Here is a 26,111-nt window from a genome sequence, read left to right as displayed (position 1 = left end):
ATTCTGTACCTTAACTATAATACTGAGGTTATTATGGCGTTAACTCATGCTAACAATACCCAGAGGGCTCCTGATCCTGTAAAAGCCAGTGCGCATATTCGCGTGATTCTGGCCCTGGCATTATCAGGGCTTGCTGAGCTTGCTTCTCTTTTCTTTATTCAGCCACTGCTCCCGACTGCACGTTTTTAGTTCACATGTTCCTCGGCATTCCCTGGTGGGGTTTCCTGATGCAGCATGGCATGCTGCAGTCTTAATTGTCCGATGGCGGCTACGCCTTACCGGATCTGGAACGGATAAAACAGTAGGCCGGGTAAGGCGTAGCCGCCACCCGGCACCTGTCACAATTTCCGGCTAGCGTATCAGGATTGTTTTTCCTTCGCCGTCAACCGATCGGGTTGGAATAACATAGCGATCAATGCCAATCAGTGTGCAAAACAGATCTCGGGTAAATACTTTATTTCCGAAATACCACGAATGTGATGGCATTCCTTTGATCCCTGCGGGTTCATCCTGTACGAGAATAGCAGAGTCACTTTCTAGTTTTTCGTAATACTTTGTACAGTCTACATTTATTGCATTTGAAGGTGCGTTCTCAGGAAGACCCACACGCCCAACCCGAGGAGCAACGCCGACACGTTTCACATTCGATATATCCAGAGCCTGGTCACGACGGCTGGAATAATTAGTTAGACGAATACCATGACGGTAAATAGAATCACTTCGCGGGTCAGGGTTTGACATTACGCTGCTCGATACATCGCCTGCGACGAAAATGATCTGGCTCACTTTCCAGGCACTATTTGGCAGGTTGGTATCATCCGCATCATCAAATGCTTCAGTGAGCACATAAGCCCCAGTAGAATGACCCAAAACATGAATATTAATCGGACAGTCGGGTTTTTGTTTTTCTGATACGTAGGAAATTCCTTCTGTCATAAGGCGCATTGCGGTAAGTTTTGCCTTGTGACGGTCAGGTAAATAGGCCAGCGCCTTGTCATCACTTGGCCAGTCAAAGGAAACCACTATTCCTTTAAAACCAATATCAGACAATCCGTTTGCCAAAAGTCTGTGTCGCTCGATCACTTCGCTCTCGCTCATGTTGTAACCATGCACAGAAAAAAGTAAATCCCCTCGCTTTTCGCCTTTCTCGTTTTTCCACTGTGCACCTTGTATAACTTGATCAAACCATTTTTGTTCAGGAATGGCATGGTCGGGACTGGGGTCCTCTCCATCAGGAACAACCAAATAGCTTGTTCCACCAATATCGGAGGTAAATTTACCTCTTGATGCTTTCCGAACAGACATAACATATGAAGGCATGATTTAATCCCACGTTGAGTAAAAAGTTATCTTTGTTTGTAATGTAGGAAATCTATTCTAAAATTGTCTGATTCACTTTGCGGTTAAATTTTCCTTTTTATTGGAAGGGCAGTATGAAGTGTATATGAGAACGCAAGTGATTTAGTGCAATATGTTTCTTTTGTTAAGGAATTTGAGGTGGCTCGCATTATTTCTGATTTTGTGTTAAATATTCATGGCTTGAATGTGTGTGAAAGGGTGTCTGCGCAGATTAAGAACCTGTACTCTACAGCAGGCTCTTAATGTATGGGTTAAATAACGTCTAACGATGATTAATTCAATTCAAGGTCGATCAATTTATCGAGATGCCTATTAAACGCGGCTTCGTCCATTTCATGCATGTTTAAGATATACATCCCGTCCAGACCGCACACCAGACCAATCAAGCGCCAGGCGATATTTTCCGCTCTATCGCCAGGACGAAATACCCCGGCCTCCGTTCCCGCTTTGATTAGCGCCACCGTTTCCTGGTGCCACATTTCCATGGTCATAATATAGGCACCCTTAATGTCAGCATCGCGGTTGGCCAGGATCTGTGCTTCACGCCACAGGCGAATGTAAGGTTCAAACATGCCATCATCGCTCCCGAGCATGGCATGAAGCTGCTCCCGCCAGCCAGCCTGTTTGCCGACGACATCTGCATCCAGCAGTTCACGGATCAAGCGAACAAAAGCCAGCGATTTTAGCTCCCCGCCGGAGGTAAAATGATGGTGAACCTGTCCGGTCGCGACCCCAGCTTCAGCTGCAATGCGGCGTACCGTCATTGCCGCCAGTCCTTCGGACAGCGCCACGCGCATGGCGGCCTGTAAGATGTCTTCCCGCCGTTCATCCTTGCTCAGATATTGCATTTCGACTCACTCTCAATAGGAATGAAACGAGTGTAACAAAAAGCTGGACACGCGTTCAACTTTACGTAGGATCGCATTCTGGACATGTGTCCATGATTTAATTAAAAGGAAATTTATGTTTCGTCAGTGGTTAGCGTTAGTGATTATCGTGCTGGTGTATATCCCGGTAGCGATCGACGCAACGGTGCTGCACGTGGCGGCGCCGACATTGAGTATGACGCTGGGGGCCAGCGGCAATGAATTGCTTTGGATCATCGATATTTACTCGCTGGTGATGGCGGGGATGGTGCTGCCGATGGGCGCACTGGGCGATCGTATTGGTTTCAAACGGCTGTTAATGATCGGCAGTACGTTGTTTGGTTTGTCATCGCTGGCGGCCGCGTTTGCCCCGTCTGCTGGATGGCTGATTGCGGCGCGCGCCTCGCTGGCGATTGGTGCGGCGATGATTATTCCGGCTACGCTCGCGGGTATCCGCACGCTGTTTACTGAAGCGCGGGATCGTAATATCGCGCTTGGTGTCTGGGCGGCTGTGGGGTCCGGTGGCGCAGCATTTGGTCCGCTGATTGGCGGTATGCTGCTCGAACATTTTTACTGGGGATCGGTATTTTTAATCAACGTACCCATTGTATTGGTCGTGGTTTCGCTGGCCGCACGTTTTGTGCCGCGTCAGCAGGGTCGCCCGGAACAACCGCTTAATATTAGCCATGCCATCATGCTAATCGCGGCGATTTTACTGCTGGTCTACAGTGCGAAGACCGCGCTAAAAGGCGTCCTGGCACCAGGCGTCGTCGTGTCCGCGCTGGTTACCGGCTCGGTGCTGCTGTTTATCTTCGTGCGTATTCAGCTTCGTGCTCGCGTGCCGATGATCGACATGCGTCTGTTCTGCCACCGCATCATTTTGAGTGGCGTGGTAATGGCGATGACTGCGATGATTGCGCTGGTCGGGTTTGAGCTGCTGATGGCTCAGGAGCTGCAGTTTGTTCACGGCTTTACGCCGTTTGAAGCGGGGATGTTTATGCTGCCTCTGATGGTTGCCAGCGGCTTCAGTGGGCCGATCGCCGGTGTACTGGTTGGACATCTGGGGTTACGCATCGTCGCCGCTGGCGGAATGGGGCTGAGTGCCGTCAGTTTTATTGGTCTGTCGCTGCTCGACTTCAGCACCCAGCAGTGGCAGGCGTGGTGCCTGATGGTGCTGCTGGGCTTCAGTGCTGCCAGCGCGCTGTTGGCTTCAACCTCAGCGATCATGGCTGCTGCGCCTAAAGAGAAAGCCGCTGCAGCAGGAGCGATTGAAACCATGTCGTATGAACTGGGTGCCGGTCTGGGGATCGCCATTTTTGGTCTGCTGTTGACCCGCAGCTTCACGGCGTCGATCGAATTGCCACAGGGGCTGAATGCTTCTCTCGTCGACAAAGCGTCGTCATCCATTGGTGAAGCGATGAAGGTGGCGCAGGATCTGACACCCACGATGGCGGAAACACTGATTGAAGCAGCGAAAAGCGCGTTTATCACTTCGCATAGCGTAGCGTTGGGGAGTGCTGGGGGAATGCTGCTGTTGCTGGCCGTTGGCGTTTGGTTTAGCCTGGCTAAGGTCAACCCGCGGTAAATAGATCCGGAAAACCAGGTTTATGGTTGGCGTCAGTGGGGCAGATGCACTATGTTTTTTAAAGGATTATCTGACTCTTGCTGGAAAATATGAGCCTGCTCCACCGCAGTGAATCGCGCCAACCGTTCTCCCGGTTAACCCTGCTTGCCGGTGGTGCGCTGGGTGTCGTTTTTGGTGATATTGGCACCAGTCCGCTCTATACCTTCAGGACCGTGTTGTCGCTCTCTGAGCATGATCCTACGCCCGCAGTGGTTCTGGGACTGCTCTCGCTGATTACCTGGACACTCATCCTGGTGACATCCATAAAATATGCTGCATTCGCCATGCGAATTGATAATCATGGCGAGGGCGGCATCATGGCATTGATGTCGCTTCTGGTGGAAAAAGGGAAAGGCGGGCGCTGGGTCATTTTTTCCGCACTTATCGGCGCTGCGTTGATTTACGGTGATGGCGCGATAACCCCGGCAATCTCCGTACTTTCCGCTCTGGAAGGGCTGGAAATTGTTTTTCCTGAATCGCAGCCGTATATATTGCCGCTCACGGTCATGGTTTTACTGGCACTTTTTCTGATCCAACCTTTTGGTACCGCTCGTATAGGAAAGATATTTGGTCCGATCATGGCGCTGTGGTTTTTTGCAATTGCAGCGTTGGGCGTATGGGGGATCATTCAGCACCCATCGGTATTGCTGGCGCTGAATCCTGCGTATGGCATCGCGTTTTTGTTTTCGAACGGGTACACCAGTTTTCTGGTCCTGGGGGGCGTTTTTCTCTGTGTGACTGGTGCTGAAGCGCTGTACGCCGATATGGGGCATTTCGGTAAAAAACCCATCTGGCTTGCCTGGTACGGTGTCGTATTTCCCGCATTGCTGCTCAATTATGCGGGGCAATCCGCGCTGATCCTGGCCGGAGCCGACAGTAAACAAAACCTTTTCTTTATGCTGTGTCCGCCTGTGATGCAGTTTCCGCTCATTATTCTTGCCGCACTGGCGACGATAATCGCCAGTCAGGCGATAATTACGGGCGCTTTTTCCATGACGCGGCAGGCTATTCAGCTCGGCTGGTTACCCCGTTTACGGATCAAACAGACGGCGGCAGAAAGCTACGGTCAAATCTATATAGGCACAATCAATTGGCTGCTTATGGTGGTAACGATTGGGCTGGTGGTGTTTTTCAAATCTTCCGACAAGCTTGCTGCTGCATACGGTATTGCCGTGTCATTAACCATGCTGATGACGACGGGCCTGCTATTTGTGGCAATGCGGGAAGTGTGGCACTGGAGCCGGGTCAGCAGCGCGGTTATTGCCCTCTGTTTCCTGGTGATTGATGCCACCTTCTTGTTTGCCAATCTGATTAAGGTCCTGGAAGGCGGCTATATTCCGCTGCTGATGGCCGCAGCGATTTGTACGGTGATGCTGATCTGGCACCGCGGCGTTAAGGCGGTATCCGCATCGGTGGGCGAGAAGGGCATCAGCGTGGATGCGTTCTTTAACCAGCTTCAGCAAAAGACGGTACCCAGAGTTGCAGGTTCCGCCGTTTTTTTGACCCGTACACAGAACAATATCCCGCCGGTCATGCGCTGGCATGTTGCGCGCAACAAGGTGCTACAGCGAGATGTGTTATCGCTGACTATTGATATCCTGAATGTGCCCTATGTTGGGGAAGAACAACGGATCAGGGTAGAGCAGCGCGCGCCAGGTTACTGGCACGGCGTGGCACAATACGGTTTTATGGAGCACCCGGATATCCCGCATTTGTTGCAGGGTGTCAGTGAAATCAACGTGCTGTTCGCGAATGATGATGCCACCTGGTATGTTGGACATGAAACTATCGTAGCCGGTGATGGAACCGCGGGTATGGCAGCATGGCAACGGCATATTTTTGCTTTCATGAAGCGCAACTGCACGCACGTCATCAACCACTATCACCTTCCCAGCGACAGAGTTGTCGAAATCAGCCGACGCGTTGCCGTGTAGACTCTGGCGAAAGCAGAGGTCCTCTGCTTTCGCACCATTCTATTTCTCAAGCGCCGCAGACAGGACACTATGCAATAACACATTCGCCCCTTTCTCCGACCATTCTGGCAGGATCCTTTCCGCTTCGTTATGGCTAATGCCTTTCACGCAGGGGATAAAGATCATGCTGGCGGGCGCAATTTTGCTGACATAGCAGGTGTCGTGACCCGCGCCGGAGACCATCGGTTTCGACGAATAGCCCAGTTTCGCCACGGCCTTCTCCGTACGAGCCAGGCATTCGGCATCAAACGCGATGGGCGCGTAGTCAAAAATACGTTCAACGAGAGCCGACACGCCGCGCAGGCTCAGGCTTTCAGCCACCTTATGCAGCGCCGCCTCCATGGTTTCCAGCGCCTGCTGCTCCGGGTGGCGAAACTCAACGCTGCATTCCACGCGAGACGGCACGACGTTGCGCGAGTTTGGCGTAACCTGCGCCATACCGATCGTCGCGCGTCCGTCTGGGGCATGCCGATAGCCAATCTCTTCCACCTTCAGCGCCAGCTCTGCGAAGGCGGTCAGCGCGTCGCGGCGGCTGTGCATCGGCGTGGTGCCTGCGTGGGCGGCAAATCCGTCCAGCGTCAGGGTAAACCAGCGCTGGCCCATTGCCGCGCGGACTAAGCCGATATCGATGGCTTCATCTTCCAGGATCGGTCCCTGCTCGATGTGCAGTTCGTAGCAGGCGTGAACAGGAAACGCGCGAGCAGGGATTTCACCCCGGTAGCCAATGCTATCCAGCGCTTCGCCCACGGTGATGCCATCGTTATCCGCACGGGCATGCGCGTACGCTTCGCTAAATTGCTCCGTCCAGACCCCTGAAGAGAGCATGGCTGGCGCAAAGCGCGCACCTTCTTCGTTAGTCCAGTTCACCAGCACAACGTCACGTTCAGTCTCAACGTGATGATCGTTAAGGGTTCGCAGCAGCTCCAGCCCTGCCAGCACGCCGTAAACACCGTCGTAGTTACCGCCCTGCGGCTGGGTATCCACATGTGAACCCGTCATGACCGGGGCAAGCTGCGGGTTTTTCCCCGGGCGACGGATAAACATATTGCCCATGCTGTCGACGTCGCAGGTGAAACCCGCGTCCAGCGCCCAGCCGCGCAGCAGGTTTCGCGCAATACGATCTTCCTCGCTCAGTGCCAGACGGGTGACGCCACCGGCAGGCGTGCCGCCGATCTGCGCCATCATCTCAAGCGTTGACCACAGTCGTTCGGCGTTGACGCGGATCATGTCTTGTCCTTACTGCTGCGGTAGCGGAAATCACAGCATGAACCGCCCTGCATGATGGTGGTGGTGCGGGTCAGTTCCACGTCCGGTGCATAGCCAACGATGAATTTTTCATCGCGCGCGCAGGAGAGCAGATGACCAATCTCGCCCAGCCCCATTTCGTGATACATCTCCGCGTAGCGGCAACGGGTCACGTTGTAGTTGTACTGCTGGTCGTCGGCGTCAATCACCTTCACCTCAAGCGCGTTATCTTTCTCCCACAGATATTGCAGTGCGATAAAACTCTTTACGTCCGCGCCGTTGGGTTCTTTGCTGGCAAACGCTTTGCCTGCGTCAATCGCGGCCTGCTCAATGGCCTCACCAATGACCGCCTGGGCGCGGGTTTTCCCTATCTCGCGCACCAGGATTTCATAAATTGGCTTAATAATTTCTGCTTCAATTTTGCGGCGGGCGAGAATGCCCAGCTCGTTATTATCACTCATCACATTGCCCTCACTGCGTTACTTCGCTTTTGTGCCACCCAGCACGGTTTGCGGCTGCCATTTGCCGTCGACAACTTTGTAAACGGTGAAAGACGGCGATTTCAGGTTACCTTCTTTATCAAACGCTATCTGGCCGGTGACGCCGGAGTAGCTGATGGCGCGCAGGGCGGGCAGATATTCGGACGGCTCAACGGAATCTGCTTTTTCCATCGCCGCAACCAGCACGCGGGTGGCGTCATAGGCGAACGGGGCGTGCAGTTCGATATGGGTGTGGTAGCGGGCCTGATAGGCCTGTTCGAATGCCTTTCCACCCGGCATCTGGTCAACGGGCAGACCCGGCTCCAGCGCGACCACGCCTTCGCCTTCTTTCTGCGCCAGCTGCAGGAACGTCTGGCTGACAAATCCGCCTGCGCCCATCAGCGTGGCGTTCATGCCCAGCTGTTTGATACGACGCGCCAGCGGTGCGGCCTGGCTGTCGACGCCGCCGAAGAAGATCAGATCGGCGTTTTTACTCCGGATGGCGGTCAGTACGGCGCTGAAGTCCACCGTTTTGTCATCAACGTACTGACGATCGACAACCTTCACGCCCTGTGCTTCCAGCGATTTAATGAACTGGTCCGCCAGCCCCTGACCAAACGCGGTACGGTCGTCAATCACCGCAATGCGTTTCGCTTTCAGGGTATTTACCGCGTACTGTCCGGCCAACTGGCCGCCGTCATCGTCGTGGCCCATCACGCGGAAGCTGGTATCGAAACCCTGTTTGGTATAGGCGTGACCGGTCGCTACGGGCGCAACCTGAGCGATACCGGCATCGTGATACACACGCGCAGCCGGAATACTGGTACCGGTGTTCCAGTGACCGACAACGCCCGCCACGCCGCTATCCACCAGACGTTGCGCCACGGCCACGGCGGTGCGCGGGTCAGACTGATCGTCTTCGGACTGCAGTTTGAATGTCACCGCTTTGCCGCCGATGGTCGGGTGCTGCTTGTTGATGTCATCAATCGCCAGCTGTGCGCCATTCTCCAGATCTTTACCGATACGGGCCGATGGTCCAGTGAGCGGGCCCGCCAGACCGATAACCACGGTTTCACTGTCGGCGGCCCATGCGCCCGTTGAGGCAAAACCACCGAGCAGAATAGCGGCGCTGAGCGCGCTGATTTTTACTGTTTTCATTGTATTTCCCTGATGCTGGTTAGTGTTGTTAAGCGGGCATTTCGCCCAAATAAATCTGTGCAATCTGGTCGTCATTGAGCAGCGCTTTCGATTCGCCGTGATGAACAATGCTGCCACTGTCCATCACCCACGCGCTGTCGGTGACTTCCAGCGCCAGGCGGGCGTTTTGTTCGATGAGCAGCAGGGCAACGCCGCGCTCGCGCAGGCCGGCTATGACGGCAAAAATGTTTTCTACCATCTTCGGTGCAAGTCCCATTGAGGGTTCGTCGAGGATCAAAAGTCGCGGGCGACTGAGCAGGGCGCGGTTAAGGGCCAGCAGCTGTTGCTCTCCGCCGGACAGCAACCCGGCAAGTTGATGCTGGCGCTCGCCCAGACGCGGGAAGCGCTCGAAAATCTCGTTCATCTCGCGCTTTACGGTGACAGTGTCACGCCTGAGCCAGGCGCCCATCTGCAGGTTTTCCAGCACCGTCATTCGGGAGAAGATTCCCCGGCCTTCCGGGACCATCACCAGTCCGTCACGGAGCAGGGTTTCGGGCTTGTGCTTACGCACCGCTTTACCGTTGAATTCAATACGACCGCTAAAGTTTTCCAGCCCGGTAATGGCGCGCACGGTGGAGCTTTTACCCGCACCGTTAGCGCCGATCAGCGTGGCCTGCTCGCCCTCGTGCAGGGTAAAAGAGACATCGCGTACGGCCTGAATACCGCCGTAATGCACGTCCACGCGTTCCACTTTCAGTAATTCAGACATGGGCGTTGCCTCCAAGCCAGGCGGCGATCACTGCCGGGTCGCGACGAACGCTCTCGGGCGTGCCGCTGGCGAGCGTTTTGCCGTAATCCAGCACCGTCAGGCGATCGCAGATGCCCATCACGAGCTTGACGTCATGTTCAATCATCAGCAGGGTTTTACCGTCATCACGTAGTCGGATGAGTAACTCGCCAAGCGCTACTTTTTCTGCTGCATTCATCCCGGCGGCGGGTTCGTCCAGTGCCAGCAGCAGAGGGTCGGTTGCCAGCGCTCGGGCGATTTCAAGTCGACGCTGATGGCCGTAGGCCAGATCGCAGGCACGGTAGTGGGCGAACTTCGCAATGCCGGTGTATTCCAGCCAGTGCCAGGCCAGCTCACGGGTTTGCATTTCTTCTGCGCGGGCGCGTTTGTGGCGGCTCAGCGCTTCCCAAAGACCGTTACGGGTGCGCACGTGGCGACCCACCATTACGTTTTCCAGCACCGACATGTCGTTAAAGAGGCGCACGTTCTGGAAGGTTCGCGCAATCCCGGCGGCGGTGACCTTCTCAATGTGTCTGGGGAAATAGGGCTTATCGGCGATTGAAAATTCACCGCTGTCCGCCGGATAAAGCCCGGTGATCAGGTTAAAGCAGGTGGTTTTTCCCGCCCCGTTAGGACCTATCAGTCCGTAGATTTCACCCTTGTTCACGGCGATCGAAACGTCATCCACGGCGGTAAGCCCACCGAAACGTTTGGACATGTTGCGTACGGTTAACAGACTCATGTATTCACCTCCTTGTGGCGTACCGGCCAGATCCCGGCAGGACGAACCAGCATGACCAGCACCAGCGCCAGGCCGTAGAACAGCTGACGCAACACTTCGGGGTCAATCAGCACCGTACCGAACAGCGCCTGCTGAACCGGGGCTGCCTGACTGCGCAGCAGTTCCGGCAGGGCGGTAAGCAGTATCGCGCCGAGGATCACGCCCGGAATATGCCCCATACCGCCCAGCACCACCATCGCCAGCACGGCAATGGATTCCTGTAACGTGAAGGATTCCGGGGAGACAAAGCCCTGAAACGCGCCGAACAAGGCACCCGCCACGCCGCCAAATGAGGCACCCATCGCAAAGGCCAGTAGCTTATAGTTACGGACGTTGATGCCCATCGCGCGGGCCACATCCTCATCTTCACGAATGGCATGCCAGGCGCGACCAATACGCGAGTGTTGCAGGCGCAGGCAAACAAAAATAATGGCCACAATCACCAGCATCAGTAGGTAGTACCACAGCCATAGGGCAGGCACTTTAAAACCGAACCAGTGATACACACCGCTGAATTTCAGGCCGAAAAGATTCAGGGTATCGACGCCGGTAATACCTTTCGCACCGTTCGTGATATTCACCGGACGGTCGAGGTTACGCATCAGGATGCGGATGATCTCCCCAAACCCCAGCGTCACGATCGCCAGATAATCCCCACGAAGCTTTAACGTTGGCGCACCGAGCACGATGCCGCACACCGCTGCAACCAGTGCCGCTATGGGAATAATCAACAGATAAGACGTGTGCAGCCCGTCCGGGAACCAGACCGCGAGGATCGGGAACACTTCAAGCAGGTGCGGTGAAGCCAGCAGGGCGGCCAGATAGGCACCCACTGCGTAAAAGGCGATAAAGCCCATGTCCAGCAGGCCGGTGTAACCGACCACAATGTTCAGCCCCAGCGCCAGCATGATGTAGAGCAGGGCGAAGTCGATGACGCGCACCCAGTAATTTCCGCCGAGCTGGCTGGCAACCACTGGCGCAATCAGCAGCGCGAGGCAGAACAAACTCATACCGGACCAGAATTTGCGCGTAGCGGTCGGCGTTTGTAGTTGTACGGTTGTCATAGTATCCCTTACGCTCGGTTTGCCACACGCTCACCCAGCAGACCTGCCGGACGGAAGACCAGTACCAGAATCAGCACGATGAAGGCAAAGACGTCCTGATAGTTGCTGCCAAAGACGCCGTGGGTCAGTTCACCCAGGTAACCTGCGCCCAGCGCTTCGATGATGCCGAGCAGGATCCCGCCAATCATGGCGCCACGAATGTTACCAATGCCTCCCAGCACGGCGGCGGTAAAGGCTTTGATCCCGGGCAAAAAGCCCATCGAGAAGCTGGCGTTGCCGTAGTTGCTGGCCATCATGACGCCTGCCAGCGCGGCAAAGATGCCGCCAATGGCGAACGTCAGGGTAATAATGGCATTGGGGTTAACCCCCATCAGCGTAGCCACGCGCGGGTTTTCCGCCACGGCGCGCATGCCGCGCCCCAGGCGGGTGTATTCCACCAGCAGCCATAGCCCTGTCATCACTGTAAGCGCCAGCACCACGGTAACAATGCCGGTGACGGTCACAATGGCAGGGGGATGCAGTTCACTTCCTGACGTCACGGCAATCGGTTCCATGGGCAGGATCTGAGGGAACATCAGAGGGTTGCGCGTCCAGACGATCATCGCCACGGTTTGCAGCAGCACCGAGACGCCAATCCCGGAGATCAGCGGTGCCAGACGCGGCGCGTTACGCAGGCGTCGGTAGGCAAAGCGCTCCACGGCCATCGCCAGCAGGGCACAAACGGCCATGGCGATCAGCAAGGCAAAACCGAGCTGAATCAGAAGCGGCAGGTGCGGGAAAGTATTGTTGAGGATGTTCATGGCAGAAAGTGTGGTTAATGCACCCACCATCAGAATATCGCCATGGGCAAAGTTAATAATGCGCAAAATGCCATACACCATGGTATAGCCCAGCGCGATCAACGCGTAGATGCTTCCCAGCATCACACCGTTGATCAGTTGTTGTATGAATGTATCCAACGTAGGTTCCTGCAAAGTGCTCTTTCTGCGGCTACCATCCAACAAATGAAATAAATTGTAAAATACACATATATTATTTCTTATGATAAACAGATATTGTTTTATCTTTATGATTTATATGAAAATATAAAAATTCCGTTTTCGGATATAAAGCCTAAAGAAATCAACATATGAATAAAACAGAACAGTCACCTGGCCTACCCATTTATGGAGAAAGTCGACTGGCCAATGATCCGCCGCTACGGGCTGTACGTGCTTTTGAAGCTATCGCCCGGTTGGGCAGTGTTACGCTGGCGGCACAGGAGCTGGATATTTCACCGTCTGCTGTCAGTCACCAGCTCAAGGTGCTCGAAGGGTTCCTGCAAATGCCGCTGACGGAACGCCAGGGGCGCAGGCTAGTGCTGAGCCAGCAAGGACGTGAATATTACCGCTCCATCCGTGCGGCTTTTAACGTGTTGCGCCAGGCAACGGAGCATCTGGCTGAACAGGCGCAAACGCGTCAGGTCACCATCAGCCTGATCCCGCTTTTTGGCATGGGGTGGTTTATCCCGCGTCTGCCTGCTTTTATGCGTGCCAATCCGCAAACCGAGATCAACGTAGTGTATGCCAATCATCGTAACTATCTGAGCGATGCGTCGGATATGTCGATTCGCTTCGGCAACGGTCAGTGGGCGGGATATCAGAGTGAAAAATTGATCTCCGGTCAGATGGTGCCTGTATGCAGCCGTGCATTTTTGCGCATTCATGGCCATATCGACACGCCAGAGCAACTGCTGCAAATGCCGTTGCTGCACGATGAGGAGCGCATCACATGGTCACAGTGGTTCCTGTTACAGGGAGTGAAACGCCCTCTGCGGCGCAGTGGCCCCCTGTTTGAGGACGGACTTTTGACGCTGGCGGGAGTACAGGCCGGGCTGGGCTGCGCGTTGATGCGTGAGCCGCTGATCGCGCCTTATCTTGAGAGTGGTGAGCTGGTGAAGATATTTGACTTACCCATTGATGACGGGCGCGACTACTACCTCTGTGTTCGTTCGGATTCGGAGATGACCGAGGACGGTAAGCTACTGCAAAACTGGCTTCGTCGGGCCGCGGGGGAGAATCTCCTATGAGGTAAGCAAACAGTGCTTATCCATGGCTTCAATTTCTGAACCGCTGTAGCGCGCATATTGTCCGGTCAGACCAAAGAATGCGGGCTGGGTTTCGGTATAGATTTCAGCGGCGAGCACCAGCCGACGTCGTTCATCTTCGCTCATCTCAAGTAATGTCCATGGAATAAAATAGCGTGCTGTTGAGGTCAGCTTGAACCACAGAGGACAACCACACCCCGGACAGAACCAGCGTTCTCCTCGCGCAGAGGACGAGAAGTGAGAAGGGGCAATCGAGTCTTGCTCCACAAGCGGTTTACCCGCGGCTTCCAGATACATGGCAATTCCGCCTGACCACTTCTGACATTGCGTGCAGTGGCAGGCATAGACGTCGAAATTGTTGAGGGAAACGCTGAATTGGCTCATCCCGCATAGACAGCGTCCTTTGAATATGTGCATGGCGTGCTCCTTTATTACGCCAGTCAAACGGTATAAAAAAAGCCAGCCACGAAGGCTGGCCTTTTTATACTGACAAATCTTAGAACTGGTAAGTCAGACCCAGAGCAACGATGTTGTCGGTAGCAATACCCGCAGCTTTGGTGAACTTGTTGTCGTCCAGCAGGTTGATTTTGTAATCAACGTAGGTAGACATGTTCTTGTTGAAGTAGTAAGTCGCGCCAACATCAACGTATTCAACCAGATCCTGGTCGCCATAAGTACCGATGTCTTTACCTTTGGATTTCAGGTAAGCAACGGATGGACGCAGACCGAAATCGAACTGGTACTGAGCAACAACTTCAAAGTTCTGAGCTTTGTTCGCGATATAACCTTTACCGAAGTTGGTCATATTGCGGGTTTCAGAGTAGGTGCTTGCCAGGTAGATGTTGTTTGCATCGTATTTCAGGCCAGCGGCCCAAACTTCTGCGTTGTCACCGCCAGCGTTCATGGTATTAGCCACTTCACCAGCACGAACCTGATTGTTGGTACGGTCAGATTTCGCATAGGTTGCACCCACGCCGAAACCGTCCATTTCATAGGTAGAAGACAAGCCCCAACCGTCACCGTTCGCTTCGGTGATGTCGCGCTTGTTGTTTTTACCCTGGTACTGAGCGGCAAAGTTCAGACCGTCAACCAGACCGAAGAAGTCGGTGTTACGGTAGGTTGCAACGCCAGTGGCACGCTGAGTCATGAAGCCATCAGTCTGCGTCCAGGTATCACCACCGAACTCTGGCAGAACGTCAGTCCATGCGCCGATGTCGTAAGCAACACCGTAGTTACGACCGTAGTCGAAAGAACCGAATTCGTTGAATTTCAGACCAGCGAAAGCCAGACGCGTTTTGTTGCCTTTGTCGCCGTTGCTTTCATCGTTGTTGCCTTTGAATTCATATTCCCACTGACCGTAACCGGACATCTGGTCGTTGATCTGAGTTTCACCTTTGAAGCCCAGACGTACGTAGGTTTTGTCGCCGTCGTTGCTGGTGTCATCAGAGAAATAGTGCAGACCTGTTACTTTACCGTACAGATCCAGCTTGTTACCGTCTTTGTTATAAATTTCAGCAGCGTTAACAACGCCTGCTGCCAACATGGAAGTCACTGCCACTGCAACTAATTTAAGTTTCATCTTAAATATTCCTTATAATTTTCTTAAGTATTTCCTGAGCCACTTCGAACGATTTCTAAACGAGGCTGTTCGTCAATGGCATGCTATTTTTAAAAATGTTGTAGTTGCCTTTCAATAATAAGTTTCAAATTATTGCTAATAATTTCCTTTAGTGTGATCGAGATCGGATAAATGGTCGCTAAACAGAATGAAATGAAGAGTGTTTAACCGGGTTTTGTATATTTTCTTATCAGATCTATTATCCGCAATATAGTTTTTTAATGGTTTAATTTAGTTATGTTACTATCAATTTTATCGGTGCATTTTGTAGAATTAAGCTTAGCTGTTTACCGTAAATCATTGTGTTAGGTTATTGAATGCACGTAATTACCGTGTTTTTTGCTGAAATACACAGAAATACACAGAAACACACAGAAACACACTATTGCACTTTGTGCTATTAAGGTTGTTAATATTCGCAGGAGAGTAATTGCGCTACGGTGTCAGTTTATGTCAAGAAGAGAGGAGGGGGGAATGCGAAACAACGATAATATAAACAGAATTTAAACACATTCTCTAATGAGCTTATGAATATTTTGACGTGCGATCACATATTAAATTTATGTTAATTTTCTGCCGGGTTACAGGCCTCCCGGCAGAGCGACGGACCCTTATTTTCGTGTCGCGAACCAGCAAAGCAGCGACCCGGCGCAGACCATCAGCGCACCTTGCCAGAACGAGAAAGAGAGTGGAGAGCTCAGCAGGGCGGCAGCCAGAGCGGCAGAAAGTACAGGGGTAAAATAGGATACGGCGGCAAGTACCGTGACGTTGCCATGGAGAATACCGATATTCCATGAGGCATAGCCAAAACCCAGAGCAACACCGCACATTAATAGCTTCACGACAACCGGGACACTGAATACCATTTCTGGCTGCTCGCTAAGGGCATATTTCACCCAAAGACTCAACGCAGTCAGCAAAACAAAAAGGGTAATACCGTTTTGCCCTTTGGCAAATTTGCTGGTTACGGTGCAGTAGGCCGCCCAGATAAATGCCCCGGCAAACGCCAGCGCATAACTCAGTGGACTGGAAACGATATTGCGGGTGATCTCCTCAAGATGTAATCCCTGTTCACCGCCTAATACCCAGCAGACGCCCAGTAATGAGATGGCTAAGCCGGGGATCACCCACAGAGTTGATTTTTGCCCGTTGAACAAAATGGCAAATACAATCGTCAGGCTCGGCCACAGATAATTGACCATGCCGACCTCAATGGCCTGCGATCGCGTTGCGGCATAGCCCAACGAGAGTGCCAGGCAAATTTCATAGCTGACAAACAGCACGCTGCCTGCAATAAGATAGCGTGGCGAGAATTTGCGGATATCAGGAAATCCCACCGTCACCAGACACAATAATCCACTGACGGTGTAGATCATTGCCGCACCGCCTACTGGCCCTAACCCCTCGCTCACGCTGCGAATGAGCCCAACCATCGTGCTCCATAACAGTATTGCCGCCAGCCCAATAAGCGTTGCTTTTTTTCTGTCCATTACTTCGCCATTGCAATAAAAATCAAAGGAAAAATGTATCGCATTCATCCTGACGCTGTCGCCAATTATTCTCTTAAACCGTTAATCAAAAAGGGGTATTTAAATGTACCGGTGGTGACTATTAAGGGGGTGAAGACAGATGACCTTGATTTGACGCAAAAAAATCAGGGGAGTTACTGCTAGTTTGCGGCGCGAAGTCTTATATGAAAACGAGGACAACAATGGACGTCAGCCGCAGACAATTTTTTAAAATCTGCGCGGGCGGTATGGCCGGAACAACGGCAGCCATGTTGGGATTTGCTCCCAAAATGGCGCTGGCTCAGGCACGCAACTATAAGCTGCTGCGCGCAAAAGAGATCCGTAACACCTGCACATACTGCTCCGTGGGTTGTGGGCTTTTAATGTATAGCCTGGGCGATGGCGCGAAGAACGCCAGAGAAGCGATTTACCATATTGAAGGGGATCCGGATCATCCGGTGAGCCGCGGAGCGCTTTGCCCGAAAGGGGCGGGGCTGCTGGACTACGTTCACAGCGAAAACCGCCTGCGCTACCCGGAATACCGCGCGCCGGGTTCCGACAAGTGGCAGCGTATCTCCTGGGACGAGGCCTTCTCCCGCATCGCCAAATTAATGAAATCCGACCGCGATACCAACTTTATTGAAAAGAATACTCAGGGCGTAACGGTTAACCGCTGGCTTTCCACCGGGATGCTGTGCGCGTCTGCGGCGAGTAATGAAACCGGCATGCTGACGCAAAAATTTGTGCGCTCTCTCGGCATGCTGGCGGTAGACAACCAGGCGCGCGTCTGACACGGACCAACGGTAGCAAGTCTTGCTCCAACATTTGGTCGCGGTGCGATGACCAACCACTGGGTTGATATCAAAAACGCTAACGTCGTGGTGGTGATGGGCGGTAACGCCGCTGAAGCTCATCCGGTGGGGTTCCGCTGGGCGATGGAAGCGAAAAATAACAATGATGCGATGCTTATCGTCGTCGATCCGCGCTTTACGCGTACGGCATCGGTGGCCGATATCTATGCGCCGATCCGCTCCGGTACGGACATTACGTTCCTGTCCGGCGTGCTGCTGTACCTGATCGAAAACAACAAAATTAACGCGGAATACGTTAAGCACTACACCAACGCGAACCTGCTGGTGCGGGATGATTTTGCCTTCGATAACGGGTTGTTTAGCGGCTATGACGCTGAAAAACGCCAGTACGATAAAACGACCTGGAACTATCAGTTCGATGAAAACGGCTATGCGCTGCGGGATGAAACCCTGACGCACCCGCGCTGCGTGTGGAACCTGCTGAAGCAGCACGTCTCCCGCTATACGCCGGAGGTGGTGGAAAACATCTGCGGCACGCCGAAAGCGGACTTCCTGAAAGTCTGCGAGGTGCTGGCCTCAACCAGTGCCGCCGACAGAACCACCACGTTCCTGTATGCGCTGGGCTGGACGCAGCATACCGTTGGTGCGCAAAACATCCGTACCATGGCGATGATCCAGCTGCTGCTCGGCAATATGGGGATGGCCGGTGGTGGTGTTAACGCCCTGCGTGGTCACTCCAATATTCAGGGCTTAACGGATCTTGGTTTACTGTCGACCAGCCTGCCGGGCTACCTGACGCTGCCGTCTGAAAAGCAGGCGGATCTGCAAACGTATCTTGAGGCCAATACGCCAAAAACGACGCTGCCGGATCAGGTGAACTACTGGAGCAACTATCCGAAGTTCTACGTCAGCCTGATGAAATCCTTCTACGGCGACGCGGCGCAAAAAGAGAACGACTGGGGCTTCGATTGGCTACCAAAATGGGATCAGGCGTACGACGTCATCAAGTATTTCAACATGATGGATAAAGGCAACGTCACGGGTTACATCTGCCAGGGCTTCAACCCGGTGGCCTCGTTCCCGGATAAAAACAAGGTTGTGCGCAGCCTGAGCAAGCTCAAGTACATGGTGGTTATCGACCCGCTGGTCACTGAGACCTCTAACTTCTGGCAGAACCACGGCGAGATGAACGATGTCGATACCGTATCCATTCAGACCGAAGTGTTCCGCCTGCCGTCCACCTGCTTTGCGGAAGAAGACGGGTCTATTGCTAACTCTGGCCGCTGGCTGCAGTGGCACTGGAAAGGCCAGGACGCTCCGGGCGAAGCGCGTAACGACGGCGAGATCCTGGCCGGGATTTACCATCGCCTGCGCGAAATGTACCGCACCGAAGGCGGCAAAGGCGCTGAGCCGCTGCTGATGATGAGCTGGAACTACAAGCAGCCTGACCATCCTGAGTCAGAGGAAGTCGCCAAAGAGAACAATGGCGTTGCGCTGGCGGATCTCTATGACGCTAAGGGCAACCTGGTGGCGAAGAAAGGCCAACTGCTGAACAGCTTCGCGCTGCTGCGCGACGACGGCACGACGGCGTCTTCCTGCTGGATCTACGCCGGTAGCTGGACGGAGCAGGGTAACCAGATGGCTAACCGTGATAACGCTGACCCGTCCGGGCTGGGCAATACGTTGGGCTGGGCATGGGCATGGCCACTGAACCGTCGTGTGCTTTACAACCGTGCCTCGGCGGATATCGACGGTAAAGCGTGGGATCCGAAACGGATGCTGATTCAGTGGAACGGGACAAAATGGACGGGGAACGATATCCCGGACTACAACACCGCCGCGCCGGGCAGCAACACCGGGCCGTTTATCATGCAGCCGGAAGGGCTGGGACGCCTGTTTGCCCTCAACAAGCTGGCGGAAGGGCCGTTCCCGGAACACTACGAGCCGATGGAAACGCCGCTCGGCACCAACCCGCTGCATCCAAACGTGGTCTCCAGCCCGGTGGTGCGTATCTATGAGGACGATGTGCTGCGTTTAGGTAAGAAGGATAAGTTCCCGTACGTGGGGACCACCTATCGCCTGACCGAGCACTTCCACACCTGGACCAAGCATGCGCGGCTTAATGCCATCGCCCAGCCGGAACAGTTTGTGGAGATAAGCGAAACCCTGGCAAAAGCGAAGGGCATTGCCAACGGCGACCGCGTGAAGGTGAGCAGCAAGCGCGGCTTTATTCGCGCAGTGGCGGTAGTCACTCGCCGCTTGCAATCTCTGAACGTGAACGGGCAGCAGGTGGAAACCGTCGGTATTCCGCTGCACTGGGGCTTTGAGGGCGTGGCGCAGAAAGGCTACATCGCCAATACCCTGACGCCAAACGTTGGCGATTCCAACTCGCAAACGCCGGAGTACAAGGCGTTTCTGGTTAACATCGAGAAAGCGTAAGGAGCGATTACATGGCGATGGAAACACAAGACGTTATCAAACGCTCCGCGACTAACCCGATAACTCCCGCGCCCCGCGCGCGGGACTACAAGGCAGAGGTCGCCAAGCTTATCGATGTCTCCTCCTGCGTGGGCTGCAAGGCCTGCCAGGTGGCGTGCTCGGAGTGGAACGATATCCGCGACAACATTGGGCACTGCGTAGGGGTTTACGATAACCCGGCGGATCTGAGCGCCAAATCCTGGACAGTAATGCGCTTTAGCGAAACCGAGCAGAACGGCAGGCTGGAGTGGCTGATCCGCAAAGATGGCTGCATGCACTGTGAAGATCCGGGCTGCCTGAAGGCGTGCCCGTCTGCCGGCGCGATTATTCAGTACGCCAACGGGATCGTCGACTTCCAGCAGGATAACTGCATCGGCTGCGGGTACTGCATTGCGGGTTGTCCGTTTAATATCCCGCGCCTCAATAAAGAGGATAACCGGGTATACAAATGCACCTTGTGCGTGGACCGCGTCAGCGTCGGGCAGGAGCCAGCCTGTGTGAAGACCTGCCCGACCGGCGCTATCCACTTCGGCACCAAAAAAGAGATGCTGGACGTGGCGCAGGCGCGGGTAGACAAGCTGAAAGCACGCGGTTACGACAAGGCCGGTATTTATAATCCGCAGGGTGTGGGCGGCACGCACGTAATGTATGTGCTGCACCATAACGACCAGCCGGAGCTGTACCACAACTTACCGAAGGATCCGGCGATCGATACGTCCATCAATCTGTGGAAAGGGGCGCTTAAACCGCTCTCAGCGGCGGGCTTTATCGCCACCTTTGCCGGGCTGATTTATCACTACATTGGGATTGGGCCAAACAAAGAGGTAGACGACGAGGAGGATCATCATGAGTAAGTCGAAAATGATCGTGCGCACGAAGTTTGTCGACCGCGCCTGTCACTGGACGGTGGTGATCTGCTTCTTCCTGGTGGCGGTGTCGGGGATTTCGTTCTTCTTCCCGACGCTGCAGTGGCTGACCGAAACCTTCGGTACTCCGCAAATGGGGCGTATTCTGCACCCGTTTTTCGGCGTGCTGATTTTCGGGGTGCTGATGTTGATGTTCGTGCGCTTTGTCCATCACAACATCCCGGACAAGCAGGATATCCCATGGGTGAAAGGGATCGTCGAAGTCCTGAAGGGTAACGAGCATAAAGTCGCGAAAGTGGGCAAATACAACGCAGGGCAGAAGATGATGTTCTGGACCATCATGAGCATGATTTTTGTGCTGCTGGTGACCGGCGTGATTATCTGGCGTCCGTATTTTGCACACTACTTCCCTATTCAGGCGGTGCGCTACGCGCTGCTGATCCACGCGACGTCGGCCATCATTCTGATCCACGCCATCCTGATCCATATGTATATGGCATTCTGGGTTAAAGGGTCGATTAAAGGCATGATTGAAGGGAAGGTGAGCCGCCGCTGGGCGCAAAAACACCACCCGCGCTGGTATCGTGATGTGGAACGTCTGGAAGCGAAACAGGAAAGTACGGAAGGCATGAAGTAAGACCTGCGCCGTCGGCTTTGCCCGGCGGCGCTGCACTTGCGCGGGCCTACGTTATGTATTGGTCACTAACGCATCTATCGCTGCAATCACAGTACTCCTCGCGCTGCGAAGATTGCATACATAATTTTTATTATTTAGTTTCTTTTTCTCCACGTGTGTTATGCCAGCGGTGTTAAGAAAATATCGCTCAAAATCAATATTCACTAAGGGCGCCGCGGCGTTGATATGTCCACATAAATAATTGTGGTAACTTAATGGAATAATCAGTCTTGTTGATAAATCATCATAATAGTCATGTTGAATTATCATAAAATAAGGTTGATAGTCCCGGGTTCTCTCTGAAGGGTTACGGTAAACGTCAAACTGAAAGCACATTAAATCCCTCCAAAGAAAGGATCGTCTGATAATAATCCCGCTTTAGCCGTAAATTCATTCATGGCTCTTATGAACTCTTTATCTTGCTGATGCTGTCGTCTTTGCGCCTCTTGTGTCTGGGCTTCACGGGAGACTCCACTCGCCACGCTCTCCCTTTTACCATAGTCTTTGCTTCGGTTTGGTTTCATTTTAAGCTCCTTTGTTGGTGCGGTTATTATCAACCGCAGCCAACAAAAAACAATACTTTACCCCCTGGTAATCTACATTCTGCGAGGCGTATTCCAGTAATTTCAGAACCGCTCTTCAACATACCGGAACGGGTATTTGGTGGGTTTCACTTTGCCGATTTTACGTTTCGGTAAATCCACCTTGTCGACATGAATTTCTTTATACGGGATTTGCGTAAGCAGGTGCGAAATAATATTCAGGCGCACGCGTTTTTTATCTTCTGAACGCGCCACAAACCACGGCGCCCAGGCGGTATCGGTGGCTTCAAACATTGCGTCGCGCGCAAGGGTATACTCGTCCCACAGGTTAAAGGATTTAATATCCATCGGTGACAGCTTCCAGATTTTACGACCATCGTTAATGCGGTCACGCAGACGGCGCTCCTGCTCTTTCGGCGTCACCTCCAGCCAGTACTTCAGCAGGATGATCCCTGCATCCACCATCGCTTTTTCCATCACTGGCGTGCCGTCAAGGAACTTCTCAACTTGCTCAGGGGTGCAAAATCCCATTACCCGCTCGACACCCGCGCGGTTGTACCAGCTTCTGTCAAATATGACGATCTCCCCGGCGGCAGGCAAATGGGGAACATAACGTTGAAAATAGAGCTGGGTTTTCTCTTTCTCGGTTGGCGCGGGAAGGGCAACCACGCGGAACACGCGTGGACTGACGCGCTCGGTGATCGCTTTAATGGTACCGCCTTTGCCGGCGCCGTCCCGTCCTTCAAAAACAATACACACTTTGAGTCCTTTGGCGACAACCCATTGCTGGAGCTTAACCAGTTCAACGTGCAGGCGACGAAGCTCTTGCTCATACTCTTTGGTTTTTAGCGGTGCATTTTTTACGACATCAACAGTGGCACTGGTTTTCTTTTTGCTTCCCATGATTGTCATCCTCAGGTTATCCGGCGCGGGAAAAAAGCGAGGCCGCACTATGAAGTGTAATAGATCGTCGCGGACGCAACAAAATCAGCACTTTTAATACCGCTCACATTGTGTGGTTAATGGGATAATTTCATTCTTATTTACTTAAAGGAACTAAGAATGAGTTGGAATAAAGAAGCTGCAGTTTCGTATCTCCGTTCACACGCTCTGGGGCACTCTCATAGTGAATGTGCTAAATTTACCCGCCTGGCCATGCTGGCTGGAGGTGTTAAGGTACCGAACACAGATTATGCAAAAGATTGTGGGGCGGAATTCAGGGCCGGGGTATCGCAAAATGCAACCAACCTTTAAAATTTACAGGATGCATTGATGAAAAGGATATTTATATTACTCGGTATGTTGTTAGTGGGATGTAGTTCGACAGCCAATCATGATCAGAGTGCGCAAGACACTACCAAATCATTTTATAAATCCTATCTTTCCGCATTCGGCAGTGATGAAGCCAGGCCTTACCCTGCCGACGAACTGCGTAAATATGTTTCTGCTGATACTATTGTTCGCATTGGTGCCATTCAGGAAATCTCTGAACAAGAGTTAATAGAGTCCGACTATTTTACATATACTCAGGATTACTCTCGCGAATGGATACCTGCGTTACGAGTGGAAAACGCAAGACCATTTTTAAACGGTGAAGTAGTCCAGGTCATTGAGGGGGCGGGTGGCGGGAGAAGCATACACCTTGAAGTATTTCTTCGTCGTGAAGGTGATGCATGGAAAATCTACCGCGTTCGTGACATAACGAACAATCACGAGCATCCAATTTTCAATACTGGCGCTATTACACGCGCTAAAGCAGCGGCAGAAAGCGCATTGTAAAAACTACACCTCAAACCCTCTCACCAGATTTAAAAAAATATTGGATAAAGCATCTGAATTAATGGATTAACGTGTCAGCCAGTTCATTTGAACTGGCTCACCATACAAGATTATTCAATAATGCCCGTCGCGAGTGATTAACCAGTGGTTGAAGTATGAAAAAGACAATTTTTTCGTTGGCGCTGAGCACCTTTGGTCTGGGAATGGCTGAATTTGGCATTTTGGGAGTGTTAACCGAGCTGGCCCATGACACCGGGATTTCAATTCCCTCTGCCGGGAATATGATCTCGTTTTATGCCTTCGGGGTGGTGATTGGCGCGCCGATTATGGCGCTGTTTTCGGGCAAGCTCTCTTTAAAGACTACGCTGCTGTTTCTGGTGGCGATATCCGCCGTCGGAAACGCCCTGTTTACCTTTTCAACGTCATATTTCTGGCTGGCGACGGGACGCTTAATTTCAGGATTCCCTCACGGCGCGATTTTCGGCGTCGGGGCGATTATCCTCTCCAAAATTGCGCCACCGGGGAAGGTGACGGTCGCGGTGGCCGGAATGATCGCCGGCATGACGGTGGCTAACCTGGTGGGCGTTCCGCTGGGCACCTGGCTGGGGCACGAATTCAGCTGGCGCTATACCTTTTTCCTGATTGCAGTGTTCGATGCGCTGGTGATCCTCTCGGTTCTGCTCTGGGTACCGGATATCCACGACACATCAGAAATCAAATTGACCGAGCAGTTCCACTTCCTTAAAAAACCAGAACCCTGGCTGATTTTTGCTGCCACCATGTTTGGCAACGCCGGGGTTTTTGCCTGGTTCAGTTTCGTTAAACCATTTATGGTCAACGTCTCCGGCTTCACCGAAGGGGTGATGACAGCCATCATGATGTTGATGGGACTTGGTATGGTGTTGGGCAATCTGTTGAGTGGCAAACTCTCGGGTCGCTTTAGCCCGCTGCGCATTGCGGCCACCACCGACATGGTGATTGTGACTTCTCTGCTGCTGCTTTTTGCCTTTGGTGAACTGAAAACGGCCTCGTTGGTCATGGGGTTTATCTGCTGTGCCGGGCTGTTCGCGCTCTCTGCGCCGCTGCAAATTCTGCTCCTGCAGAATGCGAAGGGCGGTGAGATGCTGGGTGCCGCAGGCGGTCAGATGGCATTTAATCTCGGCAGTGCGGTTGGCGCATTTTTCGGCGGCATGATGATTACGCTTGGCTTTAGCTGGAGTTATGTCACGCTGCCTGCCGCACTCCTTTCGTTTTCGGCCATGAGTTCGCTGCTGATCTACGGCCATCTGCGGGCCAGACAGGCTCAGGCTAACGCTCGCGCGCTAGCCTGATGGAGTCATGCTAGCCAGGGCTCTCCCAGCGTCAGCATCAGGCGGTTGGCCCAGGCGAAGAACGCGGCGGACTGCACCAGATCAAGCTGCGCCAGGGTATCCAGCCCCTCTTTTTCCAGCGCGGCAAGGTGCAGCGGCGTGGCGGCAGGCGGCGTAACCGACAGCGCCGCTGCAAAATTGATCTCCGCCTGCCAGCGCGCAGACTGCCCGTCGCTCAGGGATTGCCCGGGACGCACCGCCAGAAGCGCCTCTACCGCAGCGTCATCCTTTGACAGCTGGCTGGCTTTACGCGCATGGACAGATGCGCAGTAAATGCAGCCGTTGATTTTACTGGCGACCGTTGCGGCCAGCTCGCGCTCGGCGCGCGGTAATCCCCCCGATGTATAAAAAATTCCTTTATCGGTCAGCGTGCGCTGTTCAAGCACCGGCAGGTTGCTCCCCAGCAGGCGGAAGTAGTCAGAATCGGTATGGCCAAATTTCGCCAGAATGGCAACCTCATCGTCACGGAAATCCGCCAGCGGTTTGGCCGCTATCCACGGTTCCCATCCCAGCTCCTGCTGGGTAAACGCGACGGGTGCCGCCTTTCCGGTGACCGTTGTTGCGGTCGTGTGCCAGATGCCTGCCGTCACCGGCGCATCGCTTTTGGCGACGGGCCTGTCGTTCAGCAGCCGCAGTCCGGTGATGAGTCGACTCTGGAAGCTCACAAATGCGACGAGCTGCGCTAGGGTAACAATGCCTTCCTTGCTCCATCCCGCCTGGGTCAGCGCCTTTAACGCTGCAGGCGTCGCTTCGACGGGTGAGAACGTCAGCAGACGCGCGAAGCTCAGCGCCGGGGTCAGCCGTTCCGTGGTCGGATCGGCCAGGCCAAACCCTGCGTAGTGCGCGGCCAGCGCCTCTGCGTTGTGCCATCTGGCAACTTTTGCTGCCACAGTGAAGCGTTCATCGAGTGGGAAATCGGTGTCCTGCTGGCTGAAGAGAATTTCGTAGCTGCCCTGCGCGTGTCGTGTGGCGGCATCACGCGTGGCGCGCGCCTCTGCCAGAGGGGAACCGGGTTTAATTTCCGCCAGCTCGGCGAGAATGTCCTGACTTAATGACATAGG

General features: G+C 53.6%; 25 protein-coding genes and 1 pseudogene. 10 read left to right on the top strand and 16 right to left on the bottom strand.

Annotated elements, in window-relative coordinates:
• Positions 1-33 precede the first annotated feature (33 nt).
• Complete coding sequence (locus LCD46_11655) at positions 34-189, top strand: hypothetical protein (GenBank protein ID UOY68775.1); 156 nt, start codon at positions 34-36, stop codon at positions 187-189.
• A gap of 162 nt (positions 190-351) precedes the next feature.
• Here the strand turns inward: LCD46_11655 and LCD46_11650 are convergent, their stop codons facing one another.
• Positions 352-1,320 (bottom strand): alpha/beta hydrolase, encoded by a 969-nt coding sequence (locus LCD46_11650; protein ID UOY68774.1) that lies wholly within the window; start codon positions 1,318-1,320, stop codon positions 352-354.
• A gap of 311 nt (positions 1,321-1,631) precedes the next feature.
• Positions 1,632-2,207 carry a TetR family transcriptional regulator gene (locus LCD46_11645; GenBank protein UOY68773.1) on the bottom strand — a complete coding sequence of 192 codons (576 nt, stop codon included), beginning with the start codon at positions 2,205-2,207 and terminating at the stop codon, positions 1,632-1,634.
• A gap of 115 nt (positions 2,208-2,322) precedes the next feature.
• On the opposite strand from LCD46_11645, the gene LCD46_11640 reads away from it, so the two are divergent.
• Positions 2,323-3,810, top strand: a complete 1,488-nt coding sequence (locus tag LCD46_11640; GenBank protein UOY68772.1) for an MFS transporter — start codon at positions 2,323-2,325, stop codon at positions 3,808-3,810.
• 89 nt (positions 3,811-3,899) lie between these two features.
• Positions 3,900-5,783, top strand: a complete 1,884-nt coding sequence (locus tag LCD46_11635; protein UOY68771.1) for a KUP/HAK/KT family potassium transporter — start codon at positions 3,900-3,902, stop codon at positions 5,781-5,783.
• A gap of 39 nt (positions 5,784-5,822) precedes the next feature.
• Here the strand turns inward: LCD46_11635 and LCD46_11630 are convergent, their stop codons facing one another.
• Genes LCD46_11630 through LCD46_11600 form a run of 7 tightly spaced genes read right to left on the bottom strand, consistent with a single transcriptional unit; the run spans position 5,823 to position 12,274 of the window.
• Positions 5,823-7,049, bottom strand: coding sequence for a Zn-dependent hydrolase (locus tag LCD46_11630; GenBank protein ID UOY68770.1), 1,227 nt, complete (start codon positions 7,047-7,049; stop codon positions 5,823-5,825).
• A complete protein-coding gene (locus tag LCD46_11625) occupies positions 7,046-7,528 on the bottom strand; it encodes an L-2-amino-thiazoline-4-carboxylic acid hydrolase (GenBank protein UOY68769.1) in 483 nt (160 codons plus the stop codon). Before LCD46_11625 ends, LCD46_11630 begins: the two co-directional genes overlap by 4 nt.
• 18 nt (positions 7,529-7,546) lie before the next feature.
• Positions 7,547-8,704, bottom strand: a complete 1,158-nt coding sequence (locus LCD46_11620) for a branched-chain amino acid ABC transporter substrate-binding protein (GenBank protein UOY68768.1) — start codon at positions 8,702-8,704, stop codon at positions 7,547-7,549.
• A 28-nt stretch (positions 8,705-8,732) separates the two neighbouring features.
• Positions 8,733-9,452, bottom strand: a complete 720-nt coding sequence (locus LCD46_11615; protein ID UOY68767.1) for an ABC transporter ATP-binding protein — start codon at positions 9,450-9,452, stop codon at positions 8,733-8,735.
• Positions 9,445-10,212: an ABC transporter ATP-binding protein gene (locus LCD46_11610; GenBank protein UOY68766.1), complete on the bottom strand. Its 768-nt coding sequence runs from the start codon at positions 10,210-10,212 to the stop codon at positions 9,445-9,447. Before LCD46_11610 ends, LCD46_11615 begins: the two co-directional genes overlap by 8 nt.
• Positions 10,209-11,315, bottom strand: a complete 1,107-nt coding sequence (locus LCD46_11605) for an ABC transporter ATP-binding protein (protein UOY68765.1) — start codon at positions 11,313-11,315, stop codon at positions 10,209-10,211. Before LCD46_11605 ends, LCD46_11610 begins: the two co-directional genes overlap by 4 nt.
• Before the next feature lie 8 nt (positions 11,316-11,323).
• Entirely contained in the window at positions 11,324-12,274 is a 951-nt protein-coding gene (locus LCD46_11600) for a branched-chain amino acid ABC transporter permease (protein UOY68764.1), read from the bottom strand.
• 170 nt (positions 12,275-12,444) lie between these two features.
• Between LCD46_11600 and LCD46_11595 the strand changes: the two genes are divergently transcribed.
• Positions 12,445-13,383: a LysR family transcriptional regulator gene (locus tag LCD46_11595; protein UOY68763.1), complete on the top strand. Its 939-nt coding sequence runs from the start codon at positions 12,445-12,447 to the stop codon at positions 13,381-13,383.
• On the opposite strand, the gene LCD46_11590 is transcribed toward LCD46_11595, so the two are convergent.
• The 3 genes from LCD46_11590 to yddG form a co-directional block, all read right to left on the bottom strand.
• A complete protein-coding gene (locus LCD46_11590; protein UOY68762.1) occupies positions 13,378-13,818 on the bottom strand; it encodes a GFA family protein in 441 nt (146 codons plus the stop codon). The genes LCD46_11595 and LCD46_11590 overlap by 6 nt on opposite strands.
• Before the next feature lie 79 nt (positions 13,819-13,897).
• A complete protein-coding gene (gene ompC / locus LCD46_11585) occupies positions 13,898-14,980 on the bottom strand; it encodes a porin OmpC (GenBank protein ID UOY68761.1) in 1,083 nt (360 codons plus the stop codon).
• Between the two features lie 650 nt (positions 14,981-15,630).
• On the bottom strand, positions 15,631-16,509 hold the full coding sequence (gene yddG, locus LCD46_11580; GenBank protein ID UOY68760.1) for an aromatic amino acid DMT transporter YddG: 879 nt from the start codon (positions 16,507-16,509) through the stop codon (positions 15,631-15,633).
• A gap of 221 nt (positions 16,510-16,730) precedes the next feature.
• On the opposite strand from yddG, the gene fdnG reads away from it, so the two are divergent.
• The 3 genes from fdnG to fdnI are packed head-to-tail and all read left to right on the top strand — an operon-like array spanning position 16,731 to position 21,320.
• Positions 16,731-19,778: a formate dehydrogenase-N subunit alpha gene (gene fdnG / locus LCD46_11575; GenBank protein ID UOY72947.1), complete on the top strand. Its 3,048-nt coding sequence runs from the start codon at positions 16,731-16,733 to the stop codon at positions 19,776-19,778.
• Positions 19,779-19,789: 11 nt separating this feature from the next.
• Positions 19,790-20,671 carry a formate dehydrogenase subunit beta gene (fdxH, locus tag LCD46_11570; protein ID UOY68759.1) on the top strand — a complete coding sequence of 294 codons (882 nt, stop codon included), beginning with the start codon at positions 19,790-19,792 and terminating at the stop codon, positions 20,669-20,671.
• Entirely contained in the window at positions 20,664-21,320 is a 657-nt protein-coding gene (fdnI, locus tag LCD46_11565; protein ID UOY68758.1) for a formate dehydrogenase-N subunit gamma, read from the top strand. Before fdxH ends, fdnI begins: the two co-directional genes overlap by 8 nt.
• 51 nt (positions 21,321-21,371) lie before the next feature.
• Here fdnI and LCD46_11560 read toward each other — a convergent pair whose 3' ends face one another.
• The 3 genes and pseudogenes from LCD46_11560 to ppk2 all read right to left on the bottom strand — a co-directional run bounded on the left by LCD46_11560 (position 21,372) and on the right by ppk2 (position 22,804).
• Positions 21,372-21,695, bottom strand: a complete 324-nt coding sequence (locus LCD46_11560; GenBank protein ID UOY68757.1) for a CcdB family protein — start codon at positions 21,693-21,695, stop codon at positions 21,372-21,374.
• Positions 21,695-21,793, bottom strand: a pseudogene (locus LCD46_11555) (post-segregation antitoxin CcdA). Before LCD46_11555 ends, LCD46_11560 begins: the two are co-directional and overlap by 1 nt.
• A 192-nt stretch (positions 21,794-21,985) precedes the next feature.
• Positions 21,986-22,804, bottom strand: a complete 819-nt coding sequence (gene ppk2, locus LCD46_11550) for a polyphosphate kinase 2 (protein ID UOY68756.1) — start codon at positions 22,802-22,804, stop codon at positions 21,986-21,988.
• Between the two features lie 159 nt (positions 22,805-22,963).
• Between ppk2 and LCD46_11545 the strand changes: the two genes are divergently transcribed.
• The 3 genes from LCD46_11545 to araJ all read left to right on the top strand — a co-directional run bounded on the left by LCD46_11545 (position 22,964) and on the right by araJ (position 25,011).
• Entirely contained in the window at positions 22,964-23,155 is a 192-nt protein-coding gene (locus tag LCD46_11545; GenBank protein ID UOY68755.1) for a hypothetical protein, read from the top strand.
• An 18-nt stretch (positions 23,156-23,173) separates the two neighbouring features.
• Positions 23,174-23,680: a YbjP/YqhG family protein gene (locus tag LCD46_11540; protein UOY68754.1), complete on the top strand. Its 507-nt coding sequence runs from the start codon at positions 23,174-23,176 to the stop codon at positions 23,678-23,680.
• Between the two features lie 155 nt (positions 23,681-23,835).
• The gene (gene araJ, locus LCD46_11535) at positions 23,836-25,011 is read left to right on the top strand and encodes an MFS transporter AraJ (GenBank protein ID UOY68753.1); all 1,176 of its coding nucleotides are present in this window, start codon (positions 23,836-23,838) and stop codon (positions 25,009-25,011) included.
• 5 nt (positions 25,012-25,016) lie between these two features.
• Here araJ and LCD46_11530 read toward each other — a convergent pair whose 3' ends face one another.
• Positions 25,017-26,108 carry an alkylhydroperoxidase domain protein gene (locus LCD46_11530; GenBank protein UOY68752.1) on the bottom strand — a complete coding sequence of 364 codons (1,092 nt, stop codon included), beginning with the start codon at positions 26,106-26,108 and terminating at the stop codon, positions 25,017-25,019.
• Positions 26,109-26,111: the final 3 nt, after the last annotated feature.

It is taken from the genome of Enterobacter ludwigii, assembly GCA_023023105.1.
Lineage (GTDB): Bacteria > Pseudomonadota > Gammaproteobacteria > Enterobacterales > Enterobacteriaceae > Enterobacter > Enterobacter adelaidei.
This window is presented reverse-complemented; position numbering and strand designations above follow the sequence as displayed.

What these genes read in the sequence shown, in the direction of transcription:
- LCD46_11655 (UOY68775.1), top strand. Translation starts at nt 34, where the DNA reads ATGGCGTTAACTCATGCTAACAATACCCAGAGGGCTCCTGATCCTGTA.
- LCD46_11650 (UOY68774.1), bottom strand. Translation starts at nt 1,320, where the DNA reads ATGCCTTCATATGTTATGTCTGTTCGGAAAGCATCAAGAGGTAAATTT.
- LCD46_11645 (UOY68773.1), bottom strand. Translation starts at nt 2,207, where the DNA reads ATGCAATATCTGAGCAAGGATGAACGGCGGGAAGACATCTTACAGGCC.
- LCD46_11640 (UOY68772.1), top strand. Translation starts at nt 2,323, where the DNA reads ATGTTTCGTCAGTGGTTAGCGTTAGTGATTATCGTGCTGGTGTATATC.
- LCD46_11635 (UOY68771.1), top strand. Translation starts at nt 3,900, where the DNA reads ATGAGCCTGCTCCACCGCAGTGAATCGCGCCAACCGTTCTCCCGGTTA.
- LCD46_11630 (UOY68770.1), bottom strand. Translation starts at nt 7,049, where the DNA reads ATGATCCGCGTCAACGCCGAACGACTGTGGTCAACGCTTGAGATGATG.
- LCD46_11625 (UOY68769.1), bottom strand. Translation starts at nt 7,528, where the DNA reads ATGAGTGATAATAACGAGCTGGGCATTCTCGCCCGCCGCAAAATTGAA.
- LCD46_11620 (UOY68768.1), bottom strand. Translation starts at nt 8,704, where the DNA reads ATGAAAACAGTAAAAATCAGCGCGCTCAGCGCCGCTATTCTGCTCGGT.
- LCD46_11615 (UOY68767.1), bottom strand. Translation starts at nt 9,452, where the DNA reads ATGTCTGAATTACTGAAAGTGGAACGCGTGGACGTGCATTACGGCGGT.
- LCD46_11610 (UOY68766.1), bottom strand. Translation starts at nt 10,212, where the DNA reads ATGAGTCTGTTAACCGTACGCAACATGTCCAAACGTTTCGGTGGGCTT.
- LCD46_11605 (UOY68765.1), bottom strand. Translation starts at nt 11,315, where the DNA reads ATGACAACCGTACAACTACAAACGCCGACCGCTACGCGCAAATTCTGG.
- LCD46_11595 (UOY68763.1), top strand. Translation starts at nt 12,445, where the DNA reads ATGAATAAAACAGAACAGTCACCTGGCCTACCCATTTATGGAGAAAGT.
- LCD46_11590 (UOY68762.1), bottom strand. Translation starts at nt 13,818, where the DNA reads ATGCACATATTCAAAGGACGCTGTCTATGCGGGATGAGCCAATTCAGC.
- ompC (UOY68761.1), bottom strand. Translation starts at nt 14,980, where the DNA reads ATGAAACTTAAATTAGTTGCAGTGGCAGTGACTTCCATGTTGGCAGCA.
- yddG (UOY68760.1), bottom strand. Translation starts at nt 16,509, where the DNA reads ATGGACAGAAAAAAAGCAACGCTTATTGGGCTGGCGGCAATACTGTTA.
- fdxH (UOY68759.1), top strand. Translation starts at nt 19,790, where the DNA reads ATGGCGATGGAAACACAAGACGTTATCAAACGCTCCGCGACTAACCCG.
- fdnI (UOY68758.1), top strand. Translation starts at nt 20,664, where the DNA reads ATGAGTAAGTCGAAAATGATCGTGCGCACGAAGTTTGTCGACCGCGCC.
- LCD46_11560 (UOY68757.1), bottom strand. Translation starts at nt 21,695, where the DNA reads ATGTGCTTTCAGTTTGACGTTTACCGTAACCCTTCAGAGAGAACCCGG.
- ppk2 (UOY68756.1), bottom strand. Translation starts at nt 22,804, where the DNA reads ATGGGAAGCAAAAAGAAAACCAGTGCCACTGTTGATGTCGTAAAAAAT.
- LCD46_11545 (UOY68755.1), top strand. Translation starts at nt 22,964, where the DNA reads ATGAGTTGGAATAAAGAAGCTGCAGTTTCGTATCTCCGTTCACACGCT.
- LCD46_11540 (UOY68754.1), top strand. Translation starts at nt 23,174, where the DNA reads ATGAAAAGGATATTTATATTACTCGGTATGTTGTTAGTGGGATGTAGT.
- araJ (UOY68753.1), top strand. Translation starts at nt 23,836, where the DNA reads ATGAAAAAGACAATTTTTTCGTTGGCGCTGAGCACCTTTGGTCTGGGA.
- LCD46_11530 (UOY68752.1), bottom strand. Translation starts at nt 26,108, where the DNA reads ATGTCATTAAGTCAGGACATTCTCGCCGAGCTGGCGGAAATTAAACCC.